General features: G+C 38.5%; 19 protein-coding genes and 1 tRNA gene. 13 read left to right on the forward strand and 7 right to left on the reverse strand.

The window, feature by feature from the left end:
* Positions 1–713 precede the first annotated feature (713 nt).
* The gene (locus SOM16_RS22830; RefSeq protein WP_320466315.1) at positions 714–1,214 is read right to left on the reverse strand and encodes a GNAT family N-acetyltransferase; all 501 of its coding nucleotides are present in this window, start codon (positions 1,212–1,214) and stop codon (positions 714–716) included.
* Positions 1,215–1,316: 102 nt separating this feature from the next.
* On the reverse strand, positions 1,317–3,593 hold the full coding sequence (gene katG, locus SOM16_RS22835) for a catalase/peroxidase HPI (RefSeq protein WP_320466316.1): 2,277 nt from the start codon (positions 3,591–3,593) through the stop codon (positions 1,317–1,319).
* 284 nt (positions 3,594–3,877) lie between these two features.
* Between katG and SOM16_RS22840 the strand changes: the two genes are divergently transcribed.
* Entirely contained in the window at positions 3,878–4,666 is a 789-nt protein-coding gene (locus SOM16_RS22840) for an SDR family NAD(P)-dependent oxidoreductase (protein ID WP_320466317.1), read from the forward strand.
* A 201-nt stretch (positions 4,667–4,867) separates the two neighbouring features.
* Positions 4,868–4,939, forward strand: a tRNA-Cys gene (locus SOM16_RS22845).
* A gap of 118 nt (positions 4,940–5,057) precedes the next feature.
* On the opposite strand, the gene SOM16_RS22850 is transcribed toward SOM16_RS22845, so the two are convergent.
* Complete coding sequence (locus SOM16_RS22850; RefSeq protein ID WP_132534758.1) at positions 5,058–5,237, reverse strand: histone H1; 180 nt, start codon at positions 5,235–5,237, stop codon at positions 5,058–5,060.
* Between the two features lie 379 nt (positions 5,238–5,616).
* On the opposite strand from SOM16_RS22850, the gene SOM16_RS22855 reads away from it, so the two are divergent.
* From SOM16_RS22855 to infC, 5 genes are all read left to right on the forward strand, one after another.
* Positions 5,617–5,979 carry a hypothetical protein gene (locus SOM16_RS22855; protein ID WP_320466318.1) on the forward strand — a complete coding sequence of 121 codons (363 nt, stop codon included), beginning with the start codon at positions 5,617–5,619 and terminating at the stop codon, positions 5,977–5,979.
* Entirely contained in the window at positions 5,970–6,770 is an 801-nt protein-coding gene (locus tag SOM16_RS22860; RefSeq protein ID WP_320466319.1) for an MlaE family ABC transporter permease, read from the forward strand. The genes SOM16_RS22855 and SOM16_RS22860 overlap by 10 nt, the downstream gene beginning before the upstream one ends.
* Positions 6,771–6,793: 23 nt before the next feature.
* Positions 6,794–7,552 (forward strand): ABC transporter ATP-binding protein, encoded by a 759-nt coding sequence (locus SOM16_RS22865; RefSeq protein ID WP_320466320.1) that lies wholly within the window; start codon positions 6,794–6,796, stop codon positions 7,550–7,552.
* Between the two features lie 2 nt (positions 7,553–7,554).
* Entirely contained in the window at positions 7,555–8,544 is a 990-nt protein-coding gene (locus SOM16_RS22870) for an MlaD family protein (RefSeq protein ID WP_320466321.1), read from the forward strand.
* A gap of 236 nt (positions 8,545–8,780) precedes the next feature.
* The gene (gene infC, locus SOM16_RS22875) at positions 8,781–9,350 is read left to right on the forward strand and encodes a translation initiation factor IF-3 (protein WP_320466322.1); all 570 of its coding nucleotides are present in this window, start codon (positions 8,781–8,783) and stop codon (positions 9,348–9,350) included.
* Positions 9,351–9,451: 101 nt separating this feature from the next.
* Here infC and SOM16_RS22880 read toward each other — a convergent pair whose 3' ends face one another.
* Both SOM16_RS22880 and SOM16_RS22885 read right to left on the reverse strand, forming a co-directional pair.
* Positions 9,452–9,769, reverse strand: coding sequence for a DUF983 domain-containing protein (locus SOM16_RS22880; protein ID WP_320466323.1), 318 nt, complete (start codon positions 9,767–9,769; stop codon positions 9,452–9,454).
* 436 nt (positions 9,770–10,205) lie between these two features.
* On the reverse strand, positions 10,206–10,433 hold the full coding sequence (locus tag SOM16_RS22885; RefSeq protein ID WP_320466324.1) for a hypothetical protein: 228 nt from the start codon (positions 10,431–10,433) through the stop codon (positions 10,206–10,208).
* Between the two features lie 643 nt (positions 10,434–11,076).
* On the opposite strand from SOM16_RS22885, the gene nirD reads away from it, so the two are divergent.
* The 5 genes from nirD to SOM16_RS22910 all read left to right on the forward strand — a co-directional run bounded on the left by nirD (position 11,077) and on the right by SOM16_RS22910 (position 18,539).
* Positions 11,077–11,424: a nitrite reductase small subunit NirD gene (nirD, locus tag SOM16_RS22890; RefSeq protein ID WP_320466325.1), complete on the forward strand. Its 348-nt coding sequence runs from the start codon at positions 11,077–11,079 to the stop codon at positions 11,422–11,424.
* A gap of 159 nt (positions 11,425–11,583) precedes the next feature.
* Positions 11,584–12,945, forward strand: a complete 1,362-nt coding sequence (locus SOM16_RS22895; RefSeq protein ID WP_320466326.1) for an MFS transporter — start codon at positions 11,584–11,586, stop codon at positions 12,943–12,945.
* A gap of 25 nt (positions 12,946–12,970) precedes the next feature.
* The gene (locus SOM16_RS22900) at positions 12,971–16,525 is read left to right on the forward strand and encodes a molybdopterin-dependent oxidoreductase (protein ID WP_320466327.1); all 3,555 of its coding nucleotides are present in this window, start codon (positions 12,971–12,973) and stop codon (positions 16,523–16,525) included.
* Positions 16,526–16,537: 12 nt separating this feature from the next.
* Positions 16,538–17,047 carry a nitrate reductase associated protein gene (locus tag SOM16_RS22905; RefSeq protein ID WP_320466328.1) on the forward strand — a complete coding sequence of 170 codons (510 nt, stop codon included), beginning with the start codon at positions 16,538–16,540 and terminating at the stop codon, positions 17,045–17,047.
* A 1-nt stretch (position 17,048) separates the two neighbouring features.
* Positions 17,049–18,539 carry a rubredoxin gene (locus SOM16_RS22910; protein ID WP_320466329.1) on the forward strand — a complete coding sequence of 497 codons (1,491 nt, stop codon included), beginning with the start codon at positions 17,049–17,051 and terminating at the stop codon, positions 18,537–18,539.
* Here the strand turns inward: SOM16_RS22910 and mobA are convergent.
* A complete protein-coding gene (mobA, locus tag SOM16_RS22915; RefSeq protein WP_320466330.1) occupies positions 18,524–19,099 on the reverse strand; it encodes a molybdenum cofactor guanylyltransferase in 576 nt (191 codons plus the stop codon). The two genes, SOM16_RS22910 and mobA, sit on opposite strands and share 16 nt — an antisense overlap.
* A complete protein-coding gene (locus SOM16_RS22920) occupies positions 19,099–19,743 on the reverse strand; it encodes a Crp/Fnr family transcriptional regulator (protein WP_320466331.1) in 645 nt (214 codons plus the stop codon). The genes mobA and SOM16_RS22920 overlap by 1 nt, the downstream gene beginning before the upstream one ends.
* A gap of 1,333 nt (positions 19,744–21,076) precedes the next feature.
* Between SOM16_RS22920 and SOM16_RS22925 the strand changes: the two genes are divergently transcribed.
* On the forward strand, positions 21,077–21,312 hold a 236-nt coding region (locus tag SOM16_RS22925; protein WP_320466332.1), incomplete at its 3' end, for a hypothetical protein.

The raw sequence follows: 21,312 nt of genomic DNA on the forward strand, positions 1-21,312 counted from the left end.
TAGCGGGAGCGGCCTGCCGAAATACTATTGGGATTATAACCATATAGGCATAGAGAACATATAGGCTTGGAATGAGGAAGTTGATTTGGATGTTTGGTACTATATAGTAATGGCAGTAAATCGTAAGCTGCTGTAAATCATTATGTATAATATAAAAGATGAGTATGTGCAGGAGCTGTTGCCGAAATATTAGGGATTACAACCATATAGGCATAGAGAACATATAGGCTTGGCGTAAAGAAGTTGATTTGGCAATTTGCGAATATATAATGATGGATATAAATCGTTAGCCGCTGTAAATCATTAGAAATGATTTAAAAGATTGGTATTTGCAGGGAGCGGTTTGCCGAAATACTATTGGGATTAGAAGCATATAGACATAGAGAAAATATAAGCTTGGAAGGAGGAAGTTGATTTGGCAGTTTGCTAATATATAATGATGGATATAAATCGTTAGCCGCTGTAAATCATTAAAGGTAATTTAAAAGATTTGTAAAAGATTGGTGTGCGCAGGAGCGGTTTGCCGGAATATTATAAAGATAAGAACCATATAGGAATATAGAACATATAGGCTTGGCGTGAGAAAGTTGATCTGGCCGTTGTTACTAATATAATGGATATTATAACCATTAATCAATAAGATAAATAAGATCCTAAATATTGTCTGGCACTTAACAAATATTAACGTACACACTGTAGCATGACAGTAAGAATTAGCTGCGTTCAATTACAAAATAATTAAGTTCGACTCCCTTTCTCACTATATTTTCTAATTGTTTAAAACCAGAATTTATAAGAACTTTCTGGGAGCCTAAGTTCCTTATGTCTGTAAGTGCTACTATTTCTCTCGAATCGGTATTAGCGAAGCCATAATATACAAGTGCTTTAGCCACTTCAGTACCAATACCCTTGCCCCAATATGCTTTAGCTAAACTATAGCCAATCTCTATTTGTCCGGGGATTTCAATAAAAGGCCTTAACAGACAATTGCCTATAATCTGGCTATTTTTGGGATCAAATATTCCCCATCTTCCGAAAGAACCCAGCTGATATTCTTTTATAGCTGCATTAAATAAATCTATATATTCTTGTGGCTGTAATTGTGGCAGGTACTGTGTAACGTCTTCATCTTCAAAAAATGAACAAAACAAGATTTCTTCCGATGGTAAAAACTCGCGGATCATAATTCGACTGCTTTGATAGATGATGGCCATAAACTATTTCAATTTGAAGTAAAAACGAATATAAAAAATAGTTTGAAACATAAAAGGATGCCATTGCCGGCATCCTTTAGTAATTTAATTGATTAAAATATATTACGCGATATCGAACCGATCGAGATTCATCACTTTAGTCCAGGCTTGGATAAAATCTTTTATAAATTTATCTTTTCCATCTGCGCTGGCATATATTTCTGCAATAGCACGTAACTCTGCATTTGAACCAAAAACCAAATCAGCTCTGGTGGCCATCCATTTTGGTTGTCCGGTAGTTCTATCGCTGCCAAGATAGATTTCTTTATCTTCAGAAGTTGCTTTCCAGGCGGTATTCATATCTAATAAATTAACGAAAAACTCATTTGTTAATTTTCCCGGGGTATGGGTGAATACACCGTTTTTAGATCCGTCGAAGTTAATATCCAACATCCGCAATCCACCTATTAGAACTGTTAGCTCAGGAGCTGTTAAAGTAAGCAGGTGGGCTTTATCAATCAGAAATTCTTCGGTTGACACAGATGATTTTGATTTACGATAATTTCGGAAACCATCTGCTTGCGGCTCCAGGTAGCTAAATGATTCTACATCAGTTTGTGCCTGCGATGCATCCATCCGCCCTGCGGTAAAAGGAACAGCATTAAAATATCCAGCTTCATGCGCTGCTTTTTCTACAGCAGCAGTACCCGCTAATACAATTAAATCGGCCAGAGAAATTTTCTTTCCATCAAACTGTGCACTGTTAAATTCATGCTGAATACCTTCTAATACGTTCAACACTTTATGTAACTGGGCCGGATTATTTACCTGCCAATCTTTTTGTGGCGATAAACGAATACGGGCACCGTTGGCACCTCCACGTTTATCAGAGCCGCGGAAAGTAGAGGCAGAAGCCCATGCCGTTGAAATTAATTCAGATGCACTTAATCCAGATGATAATAATTTTGCTTTTAACGTCTCTATATCAGCATCATTAACTAAAGTATGATCCACTGCAGGAATAGGATCTTGCCAAAGCAATTCTTCCTGAGGTACTTCTGGCCCAAGGTAACGGCTTATAGGCCCCATATCCCGGTGTGTTAATTTATACCATGCACGGGCAAAAGCGTCTGCGAACTGATCTGGATTTTCAAGAAAGCGTCTTGAGATTTTTTCATATTCAGGATCAAATCTCAAAGCGATATCTGTGGTAAGCATAGATGGTAAATGTTTCTTACTATCGTCGTAAGCATCAGGAATAATAGCTTCTGCATTTTTGGCCACCCATTGATGTGCACCAGCCGGGCTTTTGGTTAATTCCCATTCGTAGGCAAAAAGATTTTCGAAGAAATTATTACTCCATTTAGTAGGTGTTTTGGTCCAGGTAACTTCCAATCCACTGGTAATGGTATCAGCACCTTTACCTGAGGCATAGCTGTTATCCCACCCCATTCCCTGGCTTTCAATACCAGCTGCTTCAGGCTCTTTACCTACATGATCTGCAGAAGCAGCACCATGGGTTTTACCGAAACTGTGACCACCGGCTATCAATGCTACAGTTTCTTCATCATTCATGGCCATTCTTCCAAAAGTATCACGAATATCCTTAGCGGCTAATACCGGGTCTGGATTTCCATCTGGCCCTTCCGGGTTTACATAAATCAATCCCATTTGCACAGCTGCAAGTGGTTTTTCTAAATTGCGGGTGTGAATATCTCCATCGGCATTATCATCACTTACTAAAACGCCATGTTCTTTACCAGCACCATCTGAACCATGAGCATAGCGGACATCACCACCTAACCAGGTTGTTTCTGATCCCCAATACACTGATTCATCAGCTTCCCAAGCATCATCACGACCACCAGCGAAACCGAAAGTCTTGAATTCCATAGATTCCAGGGCGACATTACCGGTAAGAATAATTAAATCTGCCCAGGATATCTTATTACCATATTTTTGTTTGATTGGCCAAAGTAATCTCCTTGCTTTATCTAAACTCACATTATCTGGCCAGCTATTAAGTGGTGCAAAGCGTTGCAAGCCTGCTCCTGCCCCACCACGGCCATCACCTACGCGATAGGTACCAGCACTATGCCAGGCCATACGAATGAATAAGCCACCGTAATGACCAAAATCTGCCGGCCACCAATCTTGCGAATCAGTCATTAATTCTTTTAGATCGTTTTTTAACTCTTCTAAATTCAGGCTATTGAAGGCATCAGCATAATTAAAATCCTTATCCATGGGGTTTGACAGGGAAGAATTCTGACGCAGAATGTTCAATTTTAATTGATTCGGCCACCAGTCGTGGTTTCTGGTTCCGCCACCTGCAACATTTTGTTTCATACTCCCGTTATGGAAGGGGCATTTGCTGATATCATTTGAATCTTTTTCCATTTTTAATCTGTTTTGTTTTTGAAATTAACCTAACACTAAGCTAAAAACATATCTAAAGTTAAACCTTCCCCATCACAAATCACAATCGAATAATTCTATGTTTCTATAGTCAAAATCTATTTGGCCCCTGGCTTGCAGCAAACCTATAATTTACGCACCTACCAAATATAAAATTATTCCTGATTAAAATTTTAATCTCATTTAATGATTTATTATCGTTCATAACTTTAGAAGTTAATCTTTAATATAGCATCTTTGCGAAGAGTATATTTAATGAATTGTACATGATTGATCAGAATAAAAGTTACGCAGTGGTTACCGGTGCAAGTAAAGGAATTGGCAAATCAATTGCTTTCGAACTTGCGAAAAAGGGCTTTAATCTTTTGCTTATTGCCAGGTCTGCTGATGAACTCGAAGTATTAAATCGTGAGATTACCACTAAATATGGTGTAGCGACCAATTTTCTGGCTATTGATTTGAGCGAAGATGATTCACCTAAAAAAGTGGCTGCTTGGATTGATGAAAAAAAATATCGGATCAATGCGCTTGTTAATAATGCAGGTTATGGAATCTGGGGGCAATTTAAAGAACTGGATCTTCAGGGCCAAATGGAAATGTGCCGTCTGAATATGGATGCAGTTATTTCTTTATGCCACCTGTTAATCCCCGCATTGTCTAAAGAAAAGCAATCCTACATCCTTAATATATCAAGCACTGCAGCTTATCAGGCCGTGCCAACACTTGCTATTTATTCTGCTACCAAGGCATTTGTGCTTTCCTTTACGCGTGCGTTAAGGTTTGAGTTAAAGAACACTTCGATATCTGTTACCTGCATGAGTCCTGGTCCTGTAGATACTGGGTTCGCACATCGGGCAGGTTTAGATGCATTTAGTAAAATGGCAGAAAAATTTAATATGCAACCTACCGAGGTTGCTGCTATTGCCGTTAAAGGTATGCTTGGAAAAAAATCTGAAATTGTTCCTGGGCTAACCAATATAGTAAGTGTTTATGCCAATAGATTTTTACCAAAATCATTTATAGAAAAAATGGCGGCCGGTATATATAAGGTATAAGTTTATAGGTTATCGGATAAAATATTTTTCTGATTTGAAATCTGCCTAATGGTGAATTTACTTTTATAATTCATTTTGAATGATTTTAAACAAAAGATAATACTTCAACAAAAAAAAGACTATAAAATCTATAGATATTATATAAATAATTTTATATTTGCATTGTAATTGATTTTTGATTGATCAGTAAATGAATTAAATAGTCATGTGGCCGAGTGGTTTAGGTACAGGTCTGCAAAACCTTTTACGGCGGTTCGAATCCGCCCATGACGTCTAAATTAGCTAAACAGTTCGTTAGTATATTGAATTCTAAATATAGCTTGCGATAAGCCGTTTAATAAAAATGCCCTTAGGAAGTATCCTAAAGGCATTTTATCATTGCTACAAGTGCTTATTTTGCACCATTCTTTTTTTCTGTAACCTCAGCTCTGATTTCTTGAGCTAACACTTTAAGGTCTTGCATTGCTTTACGAACACGCGTTCCAGCTGCAGCATTTCCACCATCATAGAATTTAGCAATATCAGCTTCAACTGAAGCGATAACTTCTTGTACCTGTTTGAATTTTTCCATAGTTAAGAATAATTAAGATGAATAAATCCATCTATAAATTAATGTAATCCCCTTGTAGGGCTCACAAAACTAATAAATCCCATCATATAACAAAAAAAATCTGCTAAAGACTTTATCATTTAGCTAAATGAACATAGTAATTTCTTACGTATTGTAAGGGAAATTGTTGAACTGAATGTAAATCATCAGTGGGTTAAATCTATAAGTATGGCATTTATAGATTATATTTGGGCGGCAGAATATGCTGATTTGTACTGTATTTAAGATGCCGATGTACTTATCATTGTATCGTTTAGCCTCAATTAAACCAATCAAAAAAGATGGATACAAATAATCTTATTCACCACAAACAATTGGCAACTTAATCTGTATTGTTACCATGAGAATAAAATTTCTGCTACCTGTTGCCTTTTTAGGGATTGCTTGTCACAATACCAATCCAGAACAAGGCTCTGGAGGGAAAAAGGTAGATAAACAAACTACGCTTTCCAGTTCAGGCATTGTTGATTCTGCAAAATCCATTATAGATCAATCAGTTGCACTAAAACAGCAGTTAAATCATGGAAAGATTAGTGAAGCAGATTTTCAAAAAAGGAATACGAGTTTAATGGCAACTTATAAAGTGTTGTTTGGCAGCCTCTCTCCTGCTGACACACTCTCCGTATCCAAACACCGATTGATTAAAGAAAAAGAAATTTTGCAAGACTCTACAAAAAAAGCACAAACTCAAAAATGGGAATAGAGAAAGAGACCCCGGCTGATACACCAAAGCCCGTTAGTAAGTTCGGAAATTTGTTTATCACCCTTTATAATGTATTTGGATTTATCGGAAGATTTTTCCGTGAAGCCTTTATTCCGCCCTACGAATTTAAAGAATTGATGCGGCAATGTTATGAAATTGGTTATCGCTCTGCGTTACTTATTTCTACAACTGGTTTTATTACCGGATTGGTTTTCACTAAGCAATCCAGACCTTCGCTATCTGAATTTGGTGCAACATCCTGGCTGCCTTCGCTGGTGGGTATTGCCTTATTAAGAACGCTTGCTCCTTTACTAACCGGACTTATTGCTGCAGGAAAAGTAGGCTCAAGCATTGGCGCTGAATTAGGCTCGATGAAGGTGAGCGAGCAGATTGATGCCATGGAGGTGAGCGCGACCAACCCATTTAAGTTCCTGGTGGTAACGCGGGTTTTGGCGGCTACGATTACTATGCCTATTCTTACCTTTTATACCGCAATGGTAGGAATGCTAGGTGCATTGCTTAACGTTTCAGTGAATGAGGGTACCAGTGCAACTACTTTTTTTCAAAGTTCTCTGGAAAATATTACTTACCTCGATATTATTGCCAGTACCACAAAGGCGATTATCTTCGGTTTTACGATTGCCATTGTAGGTTGTTACCAGGGATATCATTCTTCTAAAGGTACAGAAGGCGTAGGAAAGGCTGCAAATTCTGCCGTGGTAACCGCCATGTTCCTGATTTTTGTTGAAGAAGTGGTATGTGTACAAATTTTCAGCCTTTTTAATACGTAAACTGAGATATGGTAGCAAAAAATATGACCGATTTTAATTCGGAAAAAGTTATTGAGATCAAATCGCTGGATAAGGCTTTTGGTACCTACAAAGTTTTAGAGGATGCCAGTCTGGATTTATATAAAGGTGAAAACCTGGTTGTGCTGGGTAAAAGTGGAACTGGTAAATCTGTACTGATTAAAATTATTGTAGGCTTACTATTGCCAGACAGCGGATTAGTGAATGTACTGGGACAAAAAGTTGATGAACTCTCCTACAAAGAATTGCTGGACCTGAGGTTACGCGTAGGTTTCTCCTTTCAAAACAGTGCCCTATATGATAGTATGACCGTTCGGGATAATTTGGAATTCCCATTGGTTAGAAACCGGAAAGACCTCAAAAAAGCTGAAGTAAATTTACTGATTGAAGAGATGCTAGATGCTGTTGGATTATCGCAAACGATTAACCAAATGCCATCTGAGCTTTCTGGTGGACAACGAAAGCGGATAGGAATTGCCAGAACCTTAATTTTAAAGCCGGAGATTATGCTTTATGATGAACCAACTGCCGGCCTTGATCCCATCACTTCTAAAGAAATTAACAAGTTAATTAACGATGTTCAGGAGCGGTACCATACCAGTGCTATTATTATTACCCACGATTTAACCTGTGCAAAGGAGGTTGGCAACCGGGTAGCGATGTTGATGGAACGCCGTTTTGAACGTCAAGGCAGTTTCGAAGAAATATTTAACTCTGGCGATAAACTGGCCCAACCATTTTTTGATTATAATTTTATACAATAACCATGAACGACAATAAAAAGAAAATAACAGTCGGCATTTTCATTGCCTTGGGCATACTCATATTTGTGTTGGCCATCTTCACTTTGGGAAGTCAGAAAAAAACCTTCGTAAAAAGTTTTACGCTTAATGTGGTCTTCAATGATATCCAAGGGCTTAAAAAAGGAAATAATGTTTGGTTTTCCGGAGTAAAAATTGGCACAATCAAAAAGATTGATTTCTTTGGAACATCTCAGGTAAAGGTAGCATTGAGCATAGAAGAAGATGTACATAAATACATCCACAAAGATGCAGGTGCCAGTATTGGTGCAGATGGTTTAATCGGTAATAAGATTGTAGTACTTACTGGCGGAAATCCTAAATTCCCTTTTGTTGAGGATGGAGATATGCTCAAAGTAAATACTTCATTATCTACAGATGATATCATGAAAACGCTCCAGGTAAATAATAAAAACCTGGTTGATGTAACTTCAGATTTTAAAATCCTTTCCCGCAACCTGATTGATGGCAAAGGTGCAGCAGGTGCACTCCTATCGGATGAGCAATTGGCACAAAATTTTAAAGCTATGGTTGCTAATTTAAATAAAACCTCTTTAGCCACTTCAAAAATGGCGTTAGACCTGAATACCTTCAGCAAAACATTGAACACCAAAAACGGGTTGATGGATAAGATATTAACAGATACTGCAGTGTTTGCAAAATTGGATAGATCTACTCAAAGCTTACAAAAACTGACGCAATCTGCATCAGTAATGGCAGCTAACTTAGAAACTGCTTCAGGAAAGTTAAAAAGTTCTGATAACGCAGCTGGGTTATTATTAAATGATGAGGCAACCGCACAACAAGTTAAATCCATTATGATTAACCTGGAGAAAAGCAGCAAGAAGTTAGATGAGGATTTGGAAGCATTACAAAGTAATTTCTTACTTCGCGGTTTCTTTAAGAAAAGGGCAAAAGATTCTTTAAAACTTCAACAACAGCAATTAAAAAAATAAATTTTCTTCAATCTGTTGCCAACATTGAGCTTGTTGAAATGCCGTATCTTTTTATGGCCTTTCAACAAGCTCATTTTTGTTAGAACATATTTTTGTTGTAATATGGGGAAACAATTTTCGCTATAAAGTCATCATCAGAAATCAGATTTGTGTAATTCGGTATAATATTGTATATTATCGAATCGCCTCAATTAGCACCTCTCACTTAAAACATTTTTCACTAAAATTATAGTAATTTGGCATTAAAAAAAGCAGGATTCAACAGAGGGCCACGCTTACCCTTCAGAAAGAAAGAAGCAGAACATAAAATTAATCAGTTAATTACCGCAACAGAGGTAAGATTAACAGGAGATAATGTAGAAACAGCAATTTATCCTATTGCTGAGGCATTAAAATTAGCAGACGACCAAGGTCTGGATCTGGTTGAAATATCACCGAACGCAGTTCCTCCGGTTTGTCGCATCGTCGACTATAGCAAGTTTCTTTATGAACAGAAGAAGAAACAAAAGGAAATCAAATCTAAGGCGAAACAAACCATCATTAAAGATATCAGGTTTGGTCCGAATACAGATGACCATGATTTTCAGTTTAAATTGAAACATGCCATATCATTTTTAGAAAGTGGTGAAAAGGTTCGTGCCTTTGTACACTTTAAAGGAAGATCGATTGTTTACAAAGATCAGGGAGAAATTTTATTACTAAAATTTGCTCAAGGATTAGAGGATGTAGGCAAGGTAGAGTTATTACCAAGACTAGAAGGAAAAAGAATGTTCCTTACATTGGCTCCTAAAGCGGGTAAGAAGTAATTCTACTAAACACATATTTTTATTAAGAATAGATCTGAAGCTACAATTTATTGAGGTTTCAGATCTTATTTAATTCAAACATTGTCCTGATCATAAACAAGCTATCTATTTTTGATTCTTGATGGGTCATAATGTAATCCGGGTGAAAGCCAATAAAGCAGTACCATACGTGAGTAACGGTAATTTAGCGGAGAAAATAGTAATACACCTGTAAAGATAATGATCACAAAATACCATAGATTTTCATAAACAATATCCAGGCCTAATACATAGGCAGCTACACCCAGAAAGATTATTTCTGCAACATTCATAGCGTAGCTTACGAACATGGATACATAAAAGTATCCAGGCTCACGTTCAAATTTTAGTGAACAAACTTCACAAACCTCTTTCATCTTCTGAATCTTAAATCCGTACATGGCACCTGTAAAGGCTGATCCAAGTCTACACCTCGGACATTTCGCGTGCACAAACGCTGACCATTGAGAAACATGTGGCACCTTATATTCGGTTTTTTTGGAAGTCAAATCATTCATAATCTGGAAGCTATTAAATAAAGAAATTTCATTAAAATAATCTCGAAAATTCTTTATCACGCAATATAAGCAGAACAAACAAAATAAGGTTAGGTTTGAAATGATGACCATATACTTACTCCAACTTTATTATGCGAGAGATAAAGCTTAAGCTGCAACTTCAGGAATCTGATAAAGTAAGCACTTAGGGATATTGATTAAATGATCAATAATGTTGGCTTTCATCTTTGCCACAAAGGATGGCTGTAAAGTGCTGAATAGAGTTTGGAATAGAAACTAAGAAAATGTTTTAGTCTTCTTAGTTTCTATAATTCTTTAACTAACGAAGGTTTACTTCAAAACCACCGTAGCTTACCATATCCGCACTATGGGATATATTTAAATTAAGCTTTAATTTTTCAATAATATCTTTTGCTGTCTGAATGGCCTGGTGAATGTTGCTCACTCCCCTGATCTCAATCCCAGATCTCATCACCTTGAATTTAGCTGGCTCAAAACGATCTATAAATTTTTGTAAATCTTTAGCAATTGGCTTTGGTGTACTCATTCTATATATTTTCTCTTTATAAGCCTATTTATCCATCAATTGTTTTAATGTTTTCTTCGAAAAGGTAACTTTCTTACAACTCTAATCTATTGAAATTACTTATTAACCATCCTCTAAAAGCCTTTGCTACCTTCTAGGTGTTCTGACTTGACTTACGAATCTATTATGGTATTGATTAGCTGGAAATAATGATTTAGAGATTAGCAGTTAAAAATTACCATAAATCAATCAATGAACACCAATTTTTAAACAAAACATCAAAAAGACAATAAAAAGTCACTAAAAAAGATAATAATCACTACATAAAACACTTAAAAACTAAAATACCGGTTCGACAAACTTGAAAACCCTTAATTAAAATCGACTATTAATTAACAAAAACTAAATATTTGGATAAATAAATCATTAAAACATATGAAATTTTAAATTTTATGATAAAAATCATAAAATTTAAAAAAATTAAGTGCAATAATATTATATTTGACTATTAAAAATCATATATATAAGCATTGTATGATACCTATTAAGAGAAAATAATGATTTTAAAGAGGAATTTAAAGACCTAATTACTGAAAATTCCTCAACAACATATTTACACTAACCAAATATAGAATTGTCCAATATTAACCCTTATCCTAAAAAGATGATAGAAACAACGAACAATTGGTTAGCTGCCTGCAGCGTAGAAGATGCTGTAGAAAATGGTGGTGTATGTGTAAAAAATGGTGAAGATCAAATTGCATTATTTTATTTCACCAGAAGAAATGAGTGGTATGCCACTCAAAACGAATGCCCGCACCGCAAACAAATGGCATTAAGTAGAGGAATGATTGGCACAGCTACCGATGAACCTAAGGTAGCTTGTCCATTTCATAAGAAAAACTTTTCGTTAGTAACGGGAGAATGTTTAAGTGGCGACGAGTGCGCGATTAAGACTTATCCAGTAAAAGTAGAAAACGGAACAGTTTACATCGGAACCGAACCCAAATAAAGAACTTCTTAACTACCATTTAAGAGCTTAATTATTTCGATAAATTTTAATCGAATCTTTTTCTAAAGTAAACTGAAAAAGCCACATCACGTGCAGAAAGGGAAAATGGGCCTGGCATAGGCATACTGTATAAATGCAAACCAAACAACCTTATTAACAATGTCGAATTTAACCAATCAACCCCTCCGTAAACTCAACATATTTTCTTTGAAAGGCGTTCAGATGAAAACCTTTCACATTACCTGGTTAACCTTTTTCTTTTGCTTTTTTGCCTGGTTCGGAATGGCTCCGCTCATGAAAATGGCGAGAGAACAGTTAGCATTAACAAAAGATCAGGTTGGCAATATTCAAATCGCATCGGTATCTGCCACCATTCTTGCCCGCCTTTTAATCGGCAGATTGATTGATAAATATGGCCCTAAACTTATTTATACCTGGCTACTGGTATTATGCGCCATACCTGTTATACTGATTGGCACCAGCCAATCTTACCTTTCTTTTTTAATTTTCAGGTTAGCAATAGGTGTAATTGGTGCTTCTTTTGTAATTACGCAATTTCACACTTCGATTATGTTTGCTCCGAATATTAAAGGAACGGCCAATGCTACCGCAGGTGGGTTTGGAAACGCAGGTGGAGGTGCGGCAAACTTTTTTATGCCGCTAATCGCATCTGGCCTTACCGCCGTTGGGCTCTGCACTTCTGCAGATAGCTGGCGTTATGCGATGCTCTTTCCTGGGATTATGTTATTGGTTTGTGCATTTCTTTACCATCGATACACGCTGGATAGCCCGGCAGGAGATTTTAAAAACTTAGACATGGCAGAAAAATCTAAAGAAAACACATTCTTACTTGCCGCTAAAGACTACCGCACCTGGATTTTAACCATTGCCTACGCCGCCTGCTTTGGGGTAGAAATTACAGTAGATAACTTCGCTCCGATCTTCTTTACCGATTCTTTCGGAGCAACTATTGCTGTCGCCGGAATGGTAGCAGGCATTTTTGGATGGATAAACATCTTTGCCCGTCCATTAGGTGGTGTATTGGCAGATAAGATTGGCAAAACCTGGGGATTTGACGGAAAAACATTGCTCCTGGCCTCACTATTGTTGGTAGAAGGAATCGGATTAATCTGGTTTGCTAAATCGGGCAATATTGGTATGGCCATTTTTATGATGTTTGTTTTTGGCCTCAGTTTAAAAATGGCAAATGGTGCAACTTACAGCCTGGTACCCTTTATTAATCCAAAAGCAGTAGGAAGTGTTGCCGGAATTGTTGGTGCTGGCGGCAATATTGGCGCTATGCTTATTGCTTTTATGTTTAAAGCGAAGGCGAGTCACCTCACTAAAAATATGACTGGCGAAAGTGCTAACCTACATAAAGATTTAATTGATTATACCAGCGCCTTTACCTTGCTTGGCTATATTATTCTTGCCGTTGGTATTGCTGTATTCATTTTTAGAACGGTTATGTCACAAAGACAAAGTCAGGTAGAAAACTTAGTATTAAACCCATCAAAATAGTTCACCTGTAATTTTCAGTCGCCCTTTGAAAACAGAAAAGCCCATATTAAAATCAAACACCACTACCTGTTGCTATTGCGGTGTAGGCTGTGGCATTGTGGTCAATAAAGACGCTCAGGATAACCTCACAGTAGAGGGCGACCAATCGCATCCGGTAAACCGCGGCATGTTGTGTAGTAAAGGGATGAATCTGCATTATACCGTAAATGATAGAAGTGATCGGTTGCTTTATCCGCAAATGCGGTACAATAAAAATATGCCTTTACAGCGCGTAAGCTGGGATATAGCATTGGAGCGAACCGCAGCAGTTTTTAAGGCACTAATAGAAAAGCATGGGCCGGATAGTGTAGCCTTTTATGCCAGCGGACAGTGTTTAACAGAAGAATATTATGTTGTAAATAAATTGATTAAAGGTTTTATCGGCAGTAATAATATCGATACCAACAGCCGCTTATGTATGAGCAGTGCGGTTGTTGGTTATAAAATGAGCCTTGGTGAGGATAGCGTGCCCATTAGTTATGATGATATTGAACTGGCCGATTGTATTTTTGTAGCTGGTGCTAATCCGGCCTGGTGTCATCCAATTTTATGGCGACGGGTAGAGGCCGCAAAAGCGAAGAATCCGAACTTAAAAATAATTGTAAGCGATCCACGGAGAACGCAAACCTGCGCACTTGCAGATTTACACTTGCAAATTAACCCAGGCACTGATATTACGCTACACCATGCCATTGCCCATTGCCTAATTACAGAAGGGCAAACCGATAATGCGTTTATCGAAAAACATACCAATGGATTTGAACTCTATCGGCAAAATGTACTGAATACCTCCATTGTAGAAGCCGCCAATATCTGTGGCATAACAGACGATGATATTCGTACGGCTGCATCTTTTATCGGCCATGCGAAAGGTTTTCTTACCATGTGGACAATGGGTTTGAATCAGAGTGTAGTGGGCACAAATAAAAATTTATCTCTCATTAACCTAAATCTGATTACGGGCCATATCGGAAAACCAGGAAGCGGGCCATTTTCATTAACAGGCCAACCCAATGCCATGGGCGGAAGGGAAGTTGGCGGTTTAAGTAATTTGCTTCCCGCGCACCGGACTCTGGCAAATGAGGTCGAACGAAATGAAGTAGAAACTTTCTGGAAAATCCCATTAGGTACCATTAATTCAAAACCGGGGCTAACGGCTACGGAAATGTTTGATGAATTAAATGCTGGTAAACTGAAGGCGATCTGGATTTTATGCACTAACCCATTGATCAGTTTGCCTGATGTGAGAACAGCGGAAACGGGGCTTAAAAAAGCCAGGTTCGTAGTGGTTCAGGATATCAGCAACAAAACGGAAACTTTAAAATATGCTGATGTGGTTTTGCCTGCAGCAGCCTGGGCCGAAAAAGAAGGTACCATGACCAACGCGGGGCGATACATTTCGCACCTTAGCAAAATTGTTGATTCACCTGGAGAAGCTCTGCCAGATGCCGAAATTATTTACCGTTTTGCAAAGAAAATGGGCTATTCCGGATTTGATTTTAAAGATTCTTCGGAGATTTTCCTGGAGCATGCAGCGCTTACTGCTGGTACTAATATTGATATCAGCGATTTAAATTACGAGATCTTAAAAGAAAAGAGGGCCGTTCAGTGGCCTTATCCTCAAAAAACCAATTCCGCAGGAACCGCCAGATTGTTTACTGATTTTAAATTTCATACTCCTGATGAAAAGGCAAACATCCATTCCTTTTCTGATGAGAATTTATCTGAAAGCCTGACTCCGGAGCGGCCGCTGATTCTAACCACCGGAAGAATTAGAGACCAATGGCATACCCGAAGTAAAACCGGTAAAGTGACCAAGTTAAACCAACATCTGAGTGAAACATTTTTAGAAATCAATCCGGCAGATGCCGCAGAGAGAAACATTAAAGATGGCGATTTAATTGAAGTTTTTAGCCTGCGTGGTGAGGTAAGGGTAAAGGCAAAATATTCTGATGATATTAAACCAGGTGTAGTTTTCATGCCCATGCACTGGGGATTGATTAATCAATACGACCTCCACCGGGTAAATAATCTCACCAATAACCTGGTTGATCCGATTAGTAAAGAACCCGACTTTAAATACAGCGCAGTTGAGGTAACATTATACAAAAAGCCAAAGCGGAAAATCATTGTTGTGGGTGCTGGTGCTGGTGCCTGCGGTTTTGTAAAAAGCTACCGTGCTTTGAATGTTGATGATGAAATTGAAGTTTTTAGCAAAGAAGATTTTCCGTTTTACAACCGGGTACTCCTCCCCGACTACATTACAGGCACTTTGCCATGGCATAACCTCATAAAAATGAGCGATGATGAAGAAAATAATTATCACATCAAATTGCATCGCGGAGTTGAAATTAGTAAAATATCGAAAGCAGAAAAAACGGTAACTGATAGTAAAGGCATTAGCCACCAGTATGATGTGCTGGTGCTGGCAACCGGAAGCAGGCCATTCGTTTTAAAGGATATGCCTGCAATAAACGGAATATTTACCATGCGCAGCCGAACGGATGCAGATCTTTTTAAGGCACACATTGAAGGTACTAACCAAGAAGTAGTAATTGTGGGCGGTGGTTTACTCGGAATTGAACTGGCTACATCACTTAGCGAAATCGGAGCAAAAGTGACGATCGTTCAAAGAATTTCCCGTTTAATGGGCAGGCAACTGGATATGATGGGGAGCCAGCTGCTGCACGAAGAGATTATTGGAAAAGGCATCGAAATTATTTATAATGATGAAGTTGACCGTTTTTTGGGCGACAAAAATATCTCGGGAATCCGTTTAAAGAGCGGGCGTTTAATTGCTTGCCAGTCGCTGGTTATTGCCATTGGTACTGTTCCGAACATAGAATTAATCAAACAGGCGGGCATTGATTGTAAAAGAGGGGTTATTGTAGATGAATATTTACGAACCAATGCTAAAGACATTTTCGCTATTGGCGAAATTGCCGAATTCCATGATCAGCTTTATGGCATTACTGCCGCAGCAGAGCAACAAGCCGAAATAGTAGCCCGTTTTCTTTGTGGCGATATTGGCAAATATTACACGGGCAGTTTATTGATGAATATCTTGAAAATGCACAGCCTGGAACTCTGTTCGCTTGGTTTAGCAGAAATTCCAAATCATGGTGAGGGTTACGAAGAGATTATCTTTCTTGATAAAGCCAAGCGCTACTACAAAAAATGCATCGTGCATCAGGATAAACTTGTTGGTGCCATCCTGATTGGTGATAAAAGTGAATTTCTGGAATTTAGAAATTTAATTGAAACCAAGATGGAGTTGAGCGAAAAAAGGCTTCAATTATTAAGAAGCGGGAAAACTGCTGAACCCATTATCGGGAAAACCATATGCAGTTGCAACAATGTGGGCGAAGGAAATATAATTAACAAAATTAAAGCGGGTTGCAAAGATCATTTGCAGCTTTGCCAGTTAACAGGAGCCGGAATGGGCTGTGGAAGTTGCAGGCCGGAAGTAAAAAATATTCTGGATGCCTTCGTTAACGTATTAAAATATGCCCCCGTACAAATTCCGGTTGAACAAGATTAAGTATAAGAAAAGATGAGTAAAAACAACAACACGAGCCCTTCAGAATTTATAAACATCCAGGGAATAGAATACTTCAATTTTGAGGAAGATTTTATGGAAGATAATGTTCGTTGCATCCCCATGGTAGTTCGTTTTAAAATGGATGCTGCCGGCGTGAAATTAAAATTGAGCGAATGGAGTAAATTTGATCCTGAAGAAAGGGTAAAACTAGCTTTATTACCAACTGACCAGAACGAAGCGATAGCCATTTACCATCAATACTTAATTGCATTAATTGCAAAATATACTGGAAATGCAGCCACCAAATTAGCAATAGATCAGCAACCTGCCTGGGCTAACCTTCAGCAAATTCCAGAAATGTTAATCGAAAAATCCAATGAAATTGCCTTAAATCTTTCTCTGAACCAATGGGAAAGCCTAACTGATATTCAAAGATTTGCCTTATTAAAATTGTGCAGACCCGGTCACGAAAACAAGAACTTCCCTAAAGCGGTTAAAGAATTTGGATTACTAACCAACTGATATGCAAGCAATAACAGTTATCATTAACTTTCCTGGCGGGATTATCTCCCCCGGAAACCTATATAACATTTTGGTAGCGGCCTCGAAGGCGAAAATCCAATACGTAAGGTTTGGATTGCGGCAACAGTTATTTTTAGATACCATTAGCTACAATGCAGATACTTTTACCAATGAGCTAGACCGTTTAGCTATTGATTATGAGATTGACCTCAGTGAGTATCCTAATATCGTAAGCTCCTATCCTGCAGAAGAAATATTTGTAAGAAATTCATGGCTTACGGAAGGTGTGTATCAGGATGTATTGGAAGCAATTGACTTTAAACCGCATTTAAAAGTGAACATTTGCGACAACAACCAAAGTTTCACGCCGATGCTAACTGGCAATATTAATTGGATCGCTTCGGTTGAAGCAGAACATTACTGGCACCTGGTCATTCGTTTCCCGAAAACTAATGTAGTTTATGAATGGGATCAGCTTTGCTATACAAACAGTATTTCGAAGATAACCAGGCAAATTGAGGAACTTATTACCTCGAACAGCGGTAAATTTATCGATAACATTAAGGCAAGTGGTATTGAACTTTTCAGGCAGATTAATACAGATGAGTGCATTATAAAAGCCGCAACAAACAGGCCACCATCTACGCCTTTCAATCTCCCTTACTATGAAGGCCTTAACCGTTACAACAACAAATATTGGCTTGGAATTTACAGAAGAGACGAGTTGTTTAGGGTTACCTTTTTAAAGCAACTTTGCCTGCTTTGCACCGAGACTAAATTAGGCCAGATTTGCTGTACATCCTGGAAAAGCATCATTATTAAAGGGATTGATGAAAAAGACAAAGCACTCTGGAACAGCTTACTGGAAGAATTTAATATTAACATGAGACATGCGGCTAATGAATTGAATTTTCAGATTGAAGACAATTCCATTCAAAGTCTTGACCTTAAAAATTATCTGGTTAAATACCTGAGTATTGATGATATCCGGACTTATGGCATTTGTTTTGGCATTAAAACCAGAAAGAAAAGTGAGATTTTTAGCAGTATTCTTATTCGTAAGCGCTACCTGATCAATTTGCCAGGAATTAAGCTTTTGCCGGTTTACGATATTTTAAGGGCGAAAGATTTTAACCCCAATGAAAGAACGGAAGAAGTTTTTAGCAGCGGAAACCTGAAGGCCATGCTCCCAGAGCAATTACGGCGGGTGATTATGAAGTTTTATGTTTTTCGGAAAGAGATTAAACAAGATAAAAAAGTAAGCAATGCTCCTGCCAAAGAGAAATCTAAGCCCTTAGTACAGGAAAATCTTTTTCAGTGCAATAAGTGTTTTACCATTTACAGTGAATCTATTGGAGAGATAGAATCTGGCATTTTACCTCATACAGCATTCGAAAATTTACCACCCGACTATTGTTGTACGGTATGCGAAGGCGGAAAAAATGATTTTTCAAGGATTACAGCATCAACCCACAACTATGTAATGCCGTGAGTATTAAAGTTAGTGAAAGCTGCTTCTTCCCCTTCAGGAATATTCAAAGGCTGTACATCCAGGAGGCTCAAAACATGCTTCATACTGTATCTGGTTAGTTTTTCAGCACTTAATTTATTCATAATTTTGATTAAACCACTTGCTTTATATATTCCACAGAGTGGTTCTACATTGCCGTTATTCAAGTAAACAATAGCATCTGAATCTGGCACCATCTCTTCTGCCAATCGCAAACGGTTAAGTAAACTGGCTTTCATTAATGGAAGATCGCAGGCTAAAACCAATATATTTTCGGTTGGGTATTGAACATGTGCAGACAAGAGTCCAAGTAATGGTCCGGCTACTCCTAACGAAAGATTATCTTTCAATAATTGTTCTTTTTCAAAAAAATTAAGATAATCTTTCTCCTGATCAGGATTGATAGAAACCTTTACTGTAATGCCCAATGAGCTCATTTTTTCGAAAGCAAGCGAAGCCCAGTTTCCCTCCACTAGAGGTATTAGTCCTTTATCGGTACCCATTCTGGTACTTCTCCCACCACAAAACACAACACCTATCATTATCTTGTGGCCAGGTCAATTAAGCCAGCTTCGTTTAAAATACCTAAGGCTTTGCCATTTATTTTAATGAGTTGTTCTGCCAGCAGTTCGTTCATTGTTCTAAAAACTGTTTCATAGGTTGCCCCAGTAAAAGCAGCCAGATCCTGTCGGCTTAATTCCAGCGATAAAAAACCATCCTGATCCAAGCCAAACTGTTCTTTCAATTCGAGTAAAGCTACAGCTAAACGTCCTTTTACCGACATAAGCGCTAAGTTTCTCATTTTTCGCTCAGAAGAATGAAGTTCATCAGCATAAAACATCATCATGTTGTATGCAAAATCATGATTAACTTTTAATGTGGTCTTAAAAAATTCGAGGTCTACTACGCAAAAATGGGTGGTTTCTAAAGCTGTGGCAGAGATTGGATAAGTATCTATTTTTGTTGTGATGCCGCGATGGCCGAATATTGCACCTTCATTAGCAAAGCGGAGAATTAATTCTTTGTCGCCCCACTTTTTATGGATTTTCACATTTCCAGAGGTAACAAAATAAACACCTTTAACAGGGTCGCCTTCACTAAAGATTGTTTCACCTTTTTTGGCTATAAAGTTATTTCTATTATTTGCAATTGCAGGGTGCCATTCTGGTAAAGAGAGTTGGCACATGAAACAAGTTTTTAGATCGCAACTGCTATCTTTCTTCATATATTTAAACGTATCGGGTAAAAGTAGCAAATCGTGATAGATTTCGAGTGTAAAAAAAATATCACCTAAGCGAAAGGCCAACTATCCGCATACGGCATCTTTCCTCTGAAGGAAGAAGGGCGTGTAATAAGAATTTTCCTCAGCCACAATTAAAAAACCATCAACATCAAACCATAGGTCCTGAATCAAGTTCAGGATGACGAGCGGTTTAACCCACCGTTCATAAAAAATCGAAAAAAGTTTTGGTTATAGATAAAGATAATATGCAACACAGCAGGAGACCTTTGCTGCGCTGGAATAACAACTTCGCTACGGCCACCCTGCTATAAACACATGTTATTGCCACCTCGCTATCCGGCCTAGGAGATGATGGAAGGAGAAGCCGTTGAAATTTTTGCACCTCCGTTCAAATTTCCCCACAACCCAAGGTAGCGCGAACGGCTCCTACAACAAATCCTTATTACAAAGCAAATCGAGCCCTAGCGCTACCGCGATCTAAATTTCGACGCGCTAATCCAACATCAGATCCAAGCCTTGAGTTTATTCATCAGTTGTTTATGTTTTTATAGGTATTCATGAGCTCGCAGAAAAGCTCGGGTTGGCTTCTTTTTGTCAAGAAAAAGAAGAAAGCCCTTCGGCGGCTAGCCGAGGCAAGCCAAGCGCAGCGGGAAAAGTTTACGGCAAGTGATGACACCAGCCGGTAGATGAATGCTACAAAAAAATGTCTTTTACGCTTCGGTTTAAAAGGATATTATCGCGTCCTGGCCGGACGGGCCTTTTTTCTTTTGACAGCAAAAGAAACAAAACTGCCGGCTCGTAATTTTTTTATCCAAGTCAGTAGCTGGGCTAGGTCAGTGCCATCCCAAAAAACTGACCATGCCGGTCTAAGAGCAGAACGAAGAAACGGTGGTTTGGCCTTGCTGGGTAGTGATAGCGATCGCCTTTCTTGTTCTAAATCTAAGTCTGCATCCTAATTCTCATCCTGCTATTGGCACCTTGCTATCCGGCCTAGGAGATGATGGAAGGAGAAGCCGTTGAAATTTTTGCACCTCCGTTCAAATTTCCCCACAACTCAAGGTAGCACGAATGGCTCCTAAAACAAATCATTATTACAAAGCGAATCGAGCCCTTGCGCTACCGCGATCTAAATTTCGATGCGCTAATCCGACATCAGATCCAAGCCTTGAGTTTTGCTTCTTTTTGTCAAGAAAAAGAAGAGAGCCCTTCGGCGGCTAGCCGAGGCAAGCCAGCGCAGCGGGAAAAGTTTACGGCAAGTGATGACACCAGCCGGTAGATGAATGCTACAAAAAAATGTCTTTTACGCTTCGGTTTAAAAGGATTTTATCGTGTCCTGGCCGGATGGGCCTTTTTTCTTTTGACAGCAAAAGAAACAAAACTGCCGGCTCGCAATTTTTTTATCCAAGTCAGTAGCTGGGCTAGGTCAGTGCCATCCCAAAAAATTGACCATGCCGGTCTAAGAGCAGAACGAAGAAACGGTGGTTTGGCCTTGCTAGGTAGTGATAGCGATCG

Source organism: Pedobacter sp. CFBP9032 (genome assembly GCF_034045265.1).
In the GTDB taxonomy this organism is placed as follows: Bacteria; Bacteroidota; Bacteroidia; order Sphingobacteriales; family Sphingobacteriaceae; genus Pedobacter.

Excerpts from the sequence above, each read along its gene's own strand:
- SOM16_RS22830 (WP_320466315.1), bottom strand. The coding sequence starts at position 1,214 with ATGGCCATCATCTATCAAAGCAGTCGAATTATGATCCGCGAGTTTTTA.
- katG (WP_320466316.1), bottom strand. The coding sequence starts at position 3,593 with ATGGAAAAAGATTCAAATGATATCAGCAAATGCCCCTTCCATAACGGG.
- SOM16_RS22840 (WP_320466317.1), top strand. The coding sequence starts at position 3,878 with ATGATTGATCAGAATAAAAGTTACGCAGTGGTTACCGGTGCAAGTAAA.
- SOM16_RS22850 (WP_132534758.1), bottom strand. The coding sequence starts at position 5,237 with ATGGAAAAATTCAAACAGGTACAAGAAGTTATCGCTTCAGTTGAAGCT.
- SOM16_RS22855 (WP_320466318.1), top strand. The coding sequence starts at position 5,617 with ATGAGAATAAAATTTCTGCTACCTGTTGCCTTTTTAGGGATTGCTTGT.
- SOM16_RS22860 (WP_320466319.1), top strand. The coding sequence starts at position 5,970 with ATGGGAATAGAGAAAGAGACCCCGGCTGATACACCAAAGCCCGTTAGT.
- SOM16_RS22865 (WP_320466320.1), top strand. The coding sequence starts at position 6,794 with ATGACCGATTTTAATTCGGAAAAAGTTATTGAGATCAAATCGCTGGAT.
- SOM16_RS22870 (WP_320466321.1), top strand. The coding sequence starts at position 7,555 with ATGAACGACAATAAAAAGAAAATAACAGTCGGCATTTTCATTGCCTTG.
- SOM16_RS22880 (WP_320466323.1), bottom strand. The coding sequence starts at position 9,769 with ATGTACGGATTTAAGATTCAGAAGATGAAAGAGGTTTGTGAAGTTTGT.
- SOM16_RS22885 (WP_320466324.1), bottom strand. The coding sequence starts at position 10,433 with ATGAGTACACCAAAGCCAATTGCTAAAGATTTACAAAAATTTATAGAT.
- nirD (WP_320466325.1), top strand. The coding sequence starts at position 11,077 with ATGATAGAAACAACGAACAATTGGTTAGCTGCCTGCAGCGTAGAAGAT.
- SOM16_RS22895 (WP_320466326.1), top strand. The coding sequence starts at position 11,584 with ATGTCGAATTTAACCAATCAACCCCTCCGTAAACTCAACATATTTTCT.
- SOM16_RS22905 (WP_320466328.1), top strand. The coding sequence starts at position 16,538 with ATGAGTAAAAACAACAACACGAGCCCTTCAGAATTTATAAACATCCAG.
- SOM16_RS22910 (WP_320466329.1), top strand. The coding sequence starts at position 17,049 with ATGCAAGCAATAACAGTTATCATTAACTTTCCTGGCGGGATTATCTCC.
- mobA (WP_320466330.1), bottom strand. The coding sequence starts at position 19,099 with ATGATAGGTGTTGTGTTTTGTGGTGGGAGAAGTACCAGAATGGGTACC.
- SOM16_RS22920 (WP_320466331.1), bottom strand. The coding sequence starts at position 19,743 with ATGTGCCAACTCTCTTTACCAGAATGGCACCCTGCAATTGCAAATAAT.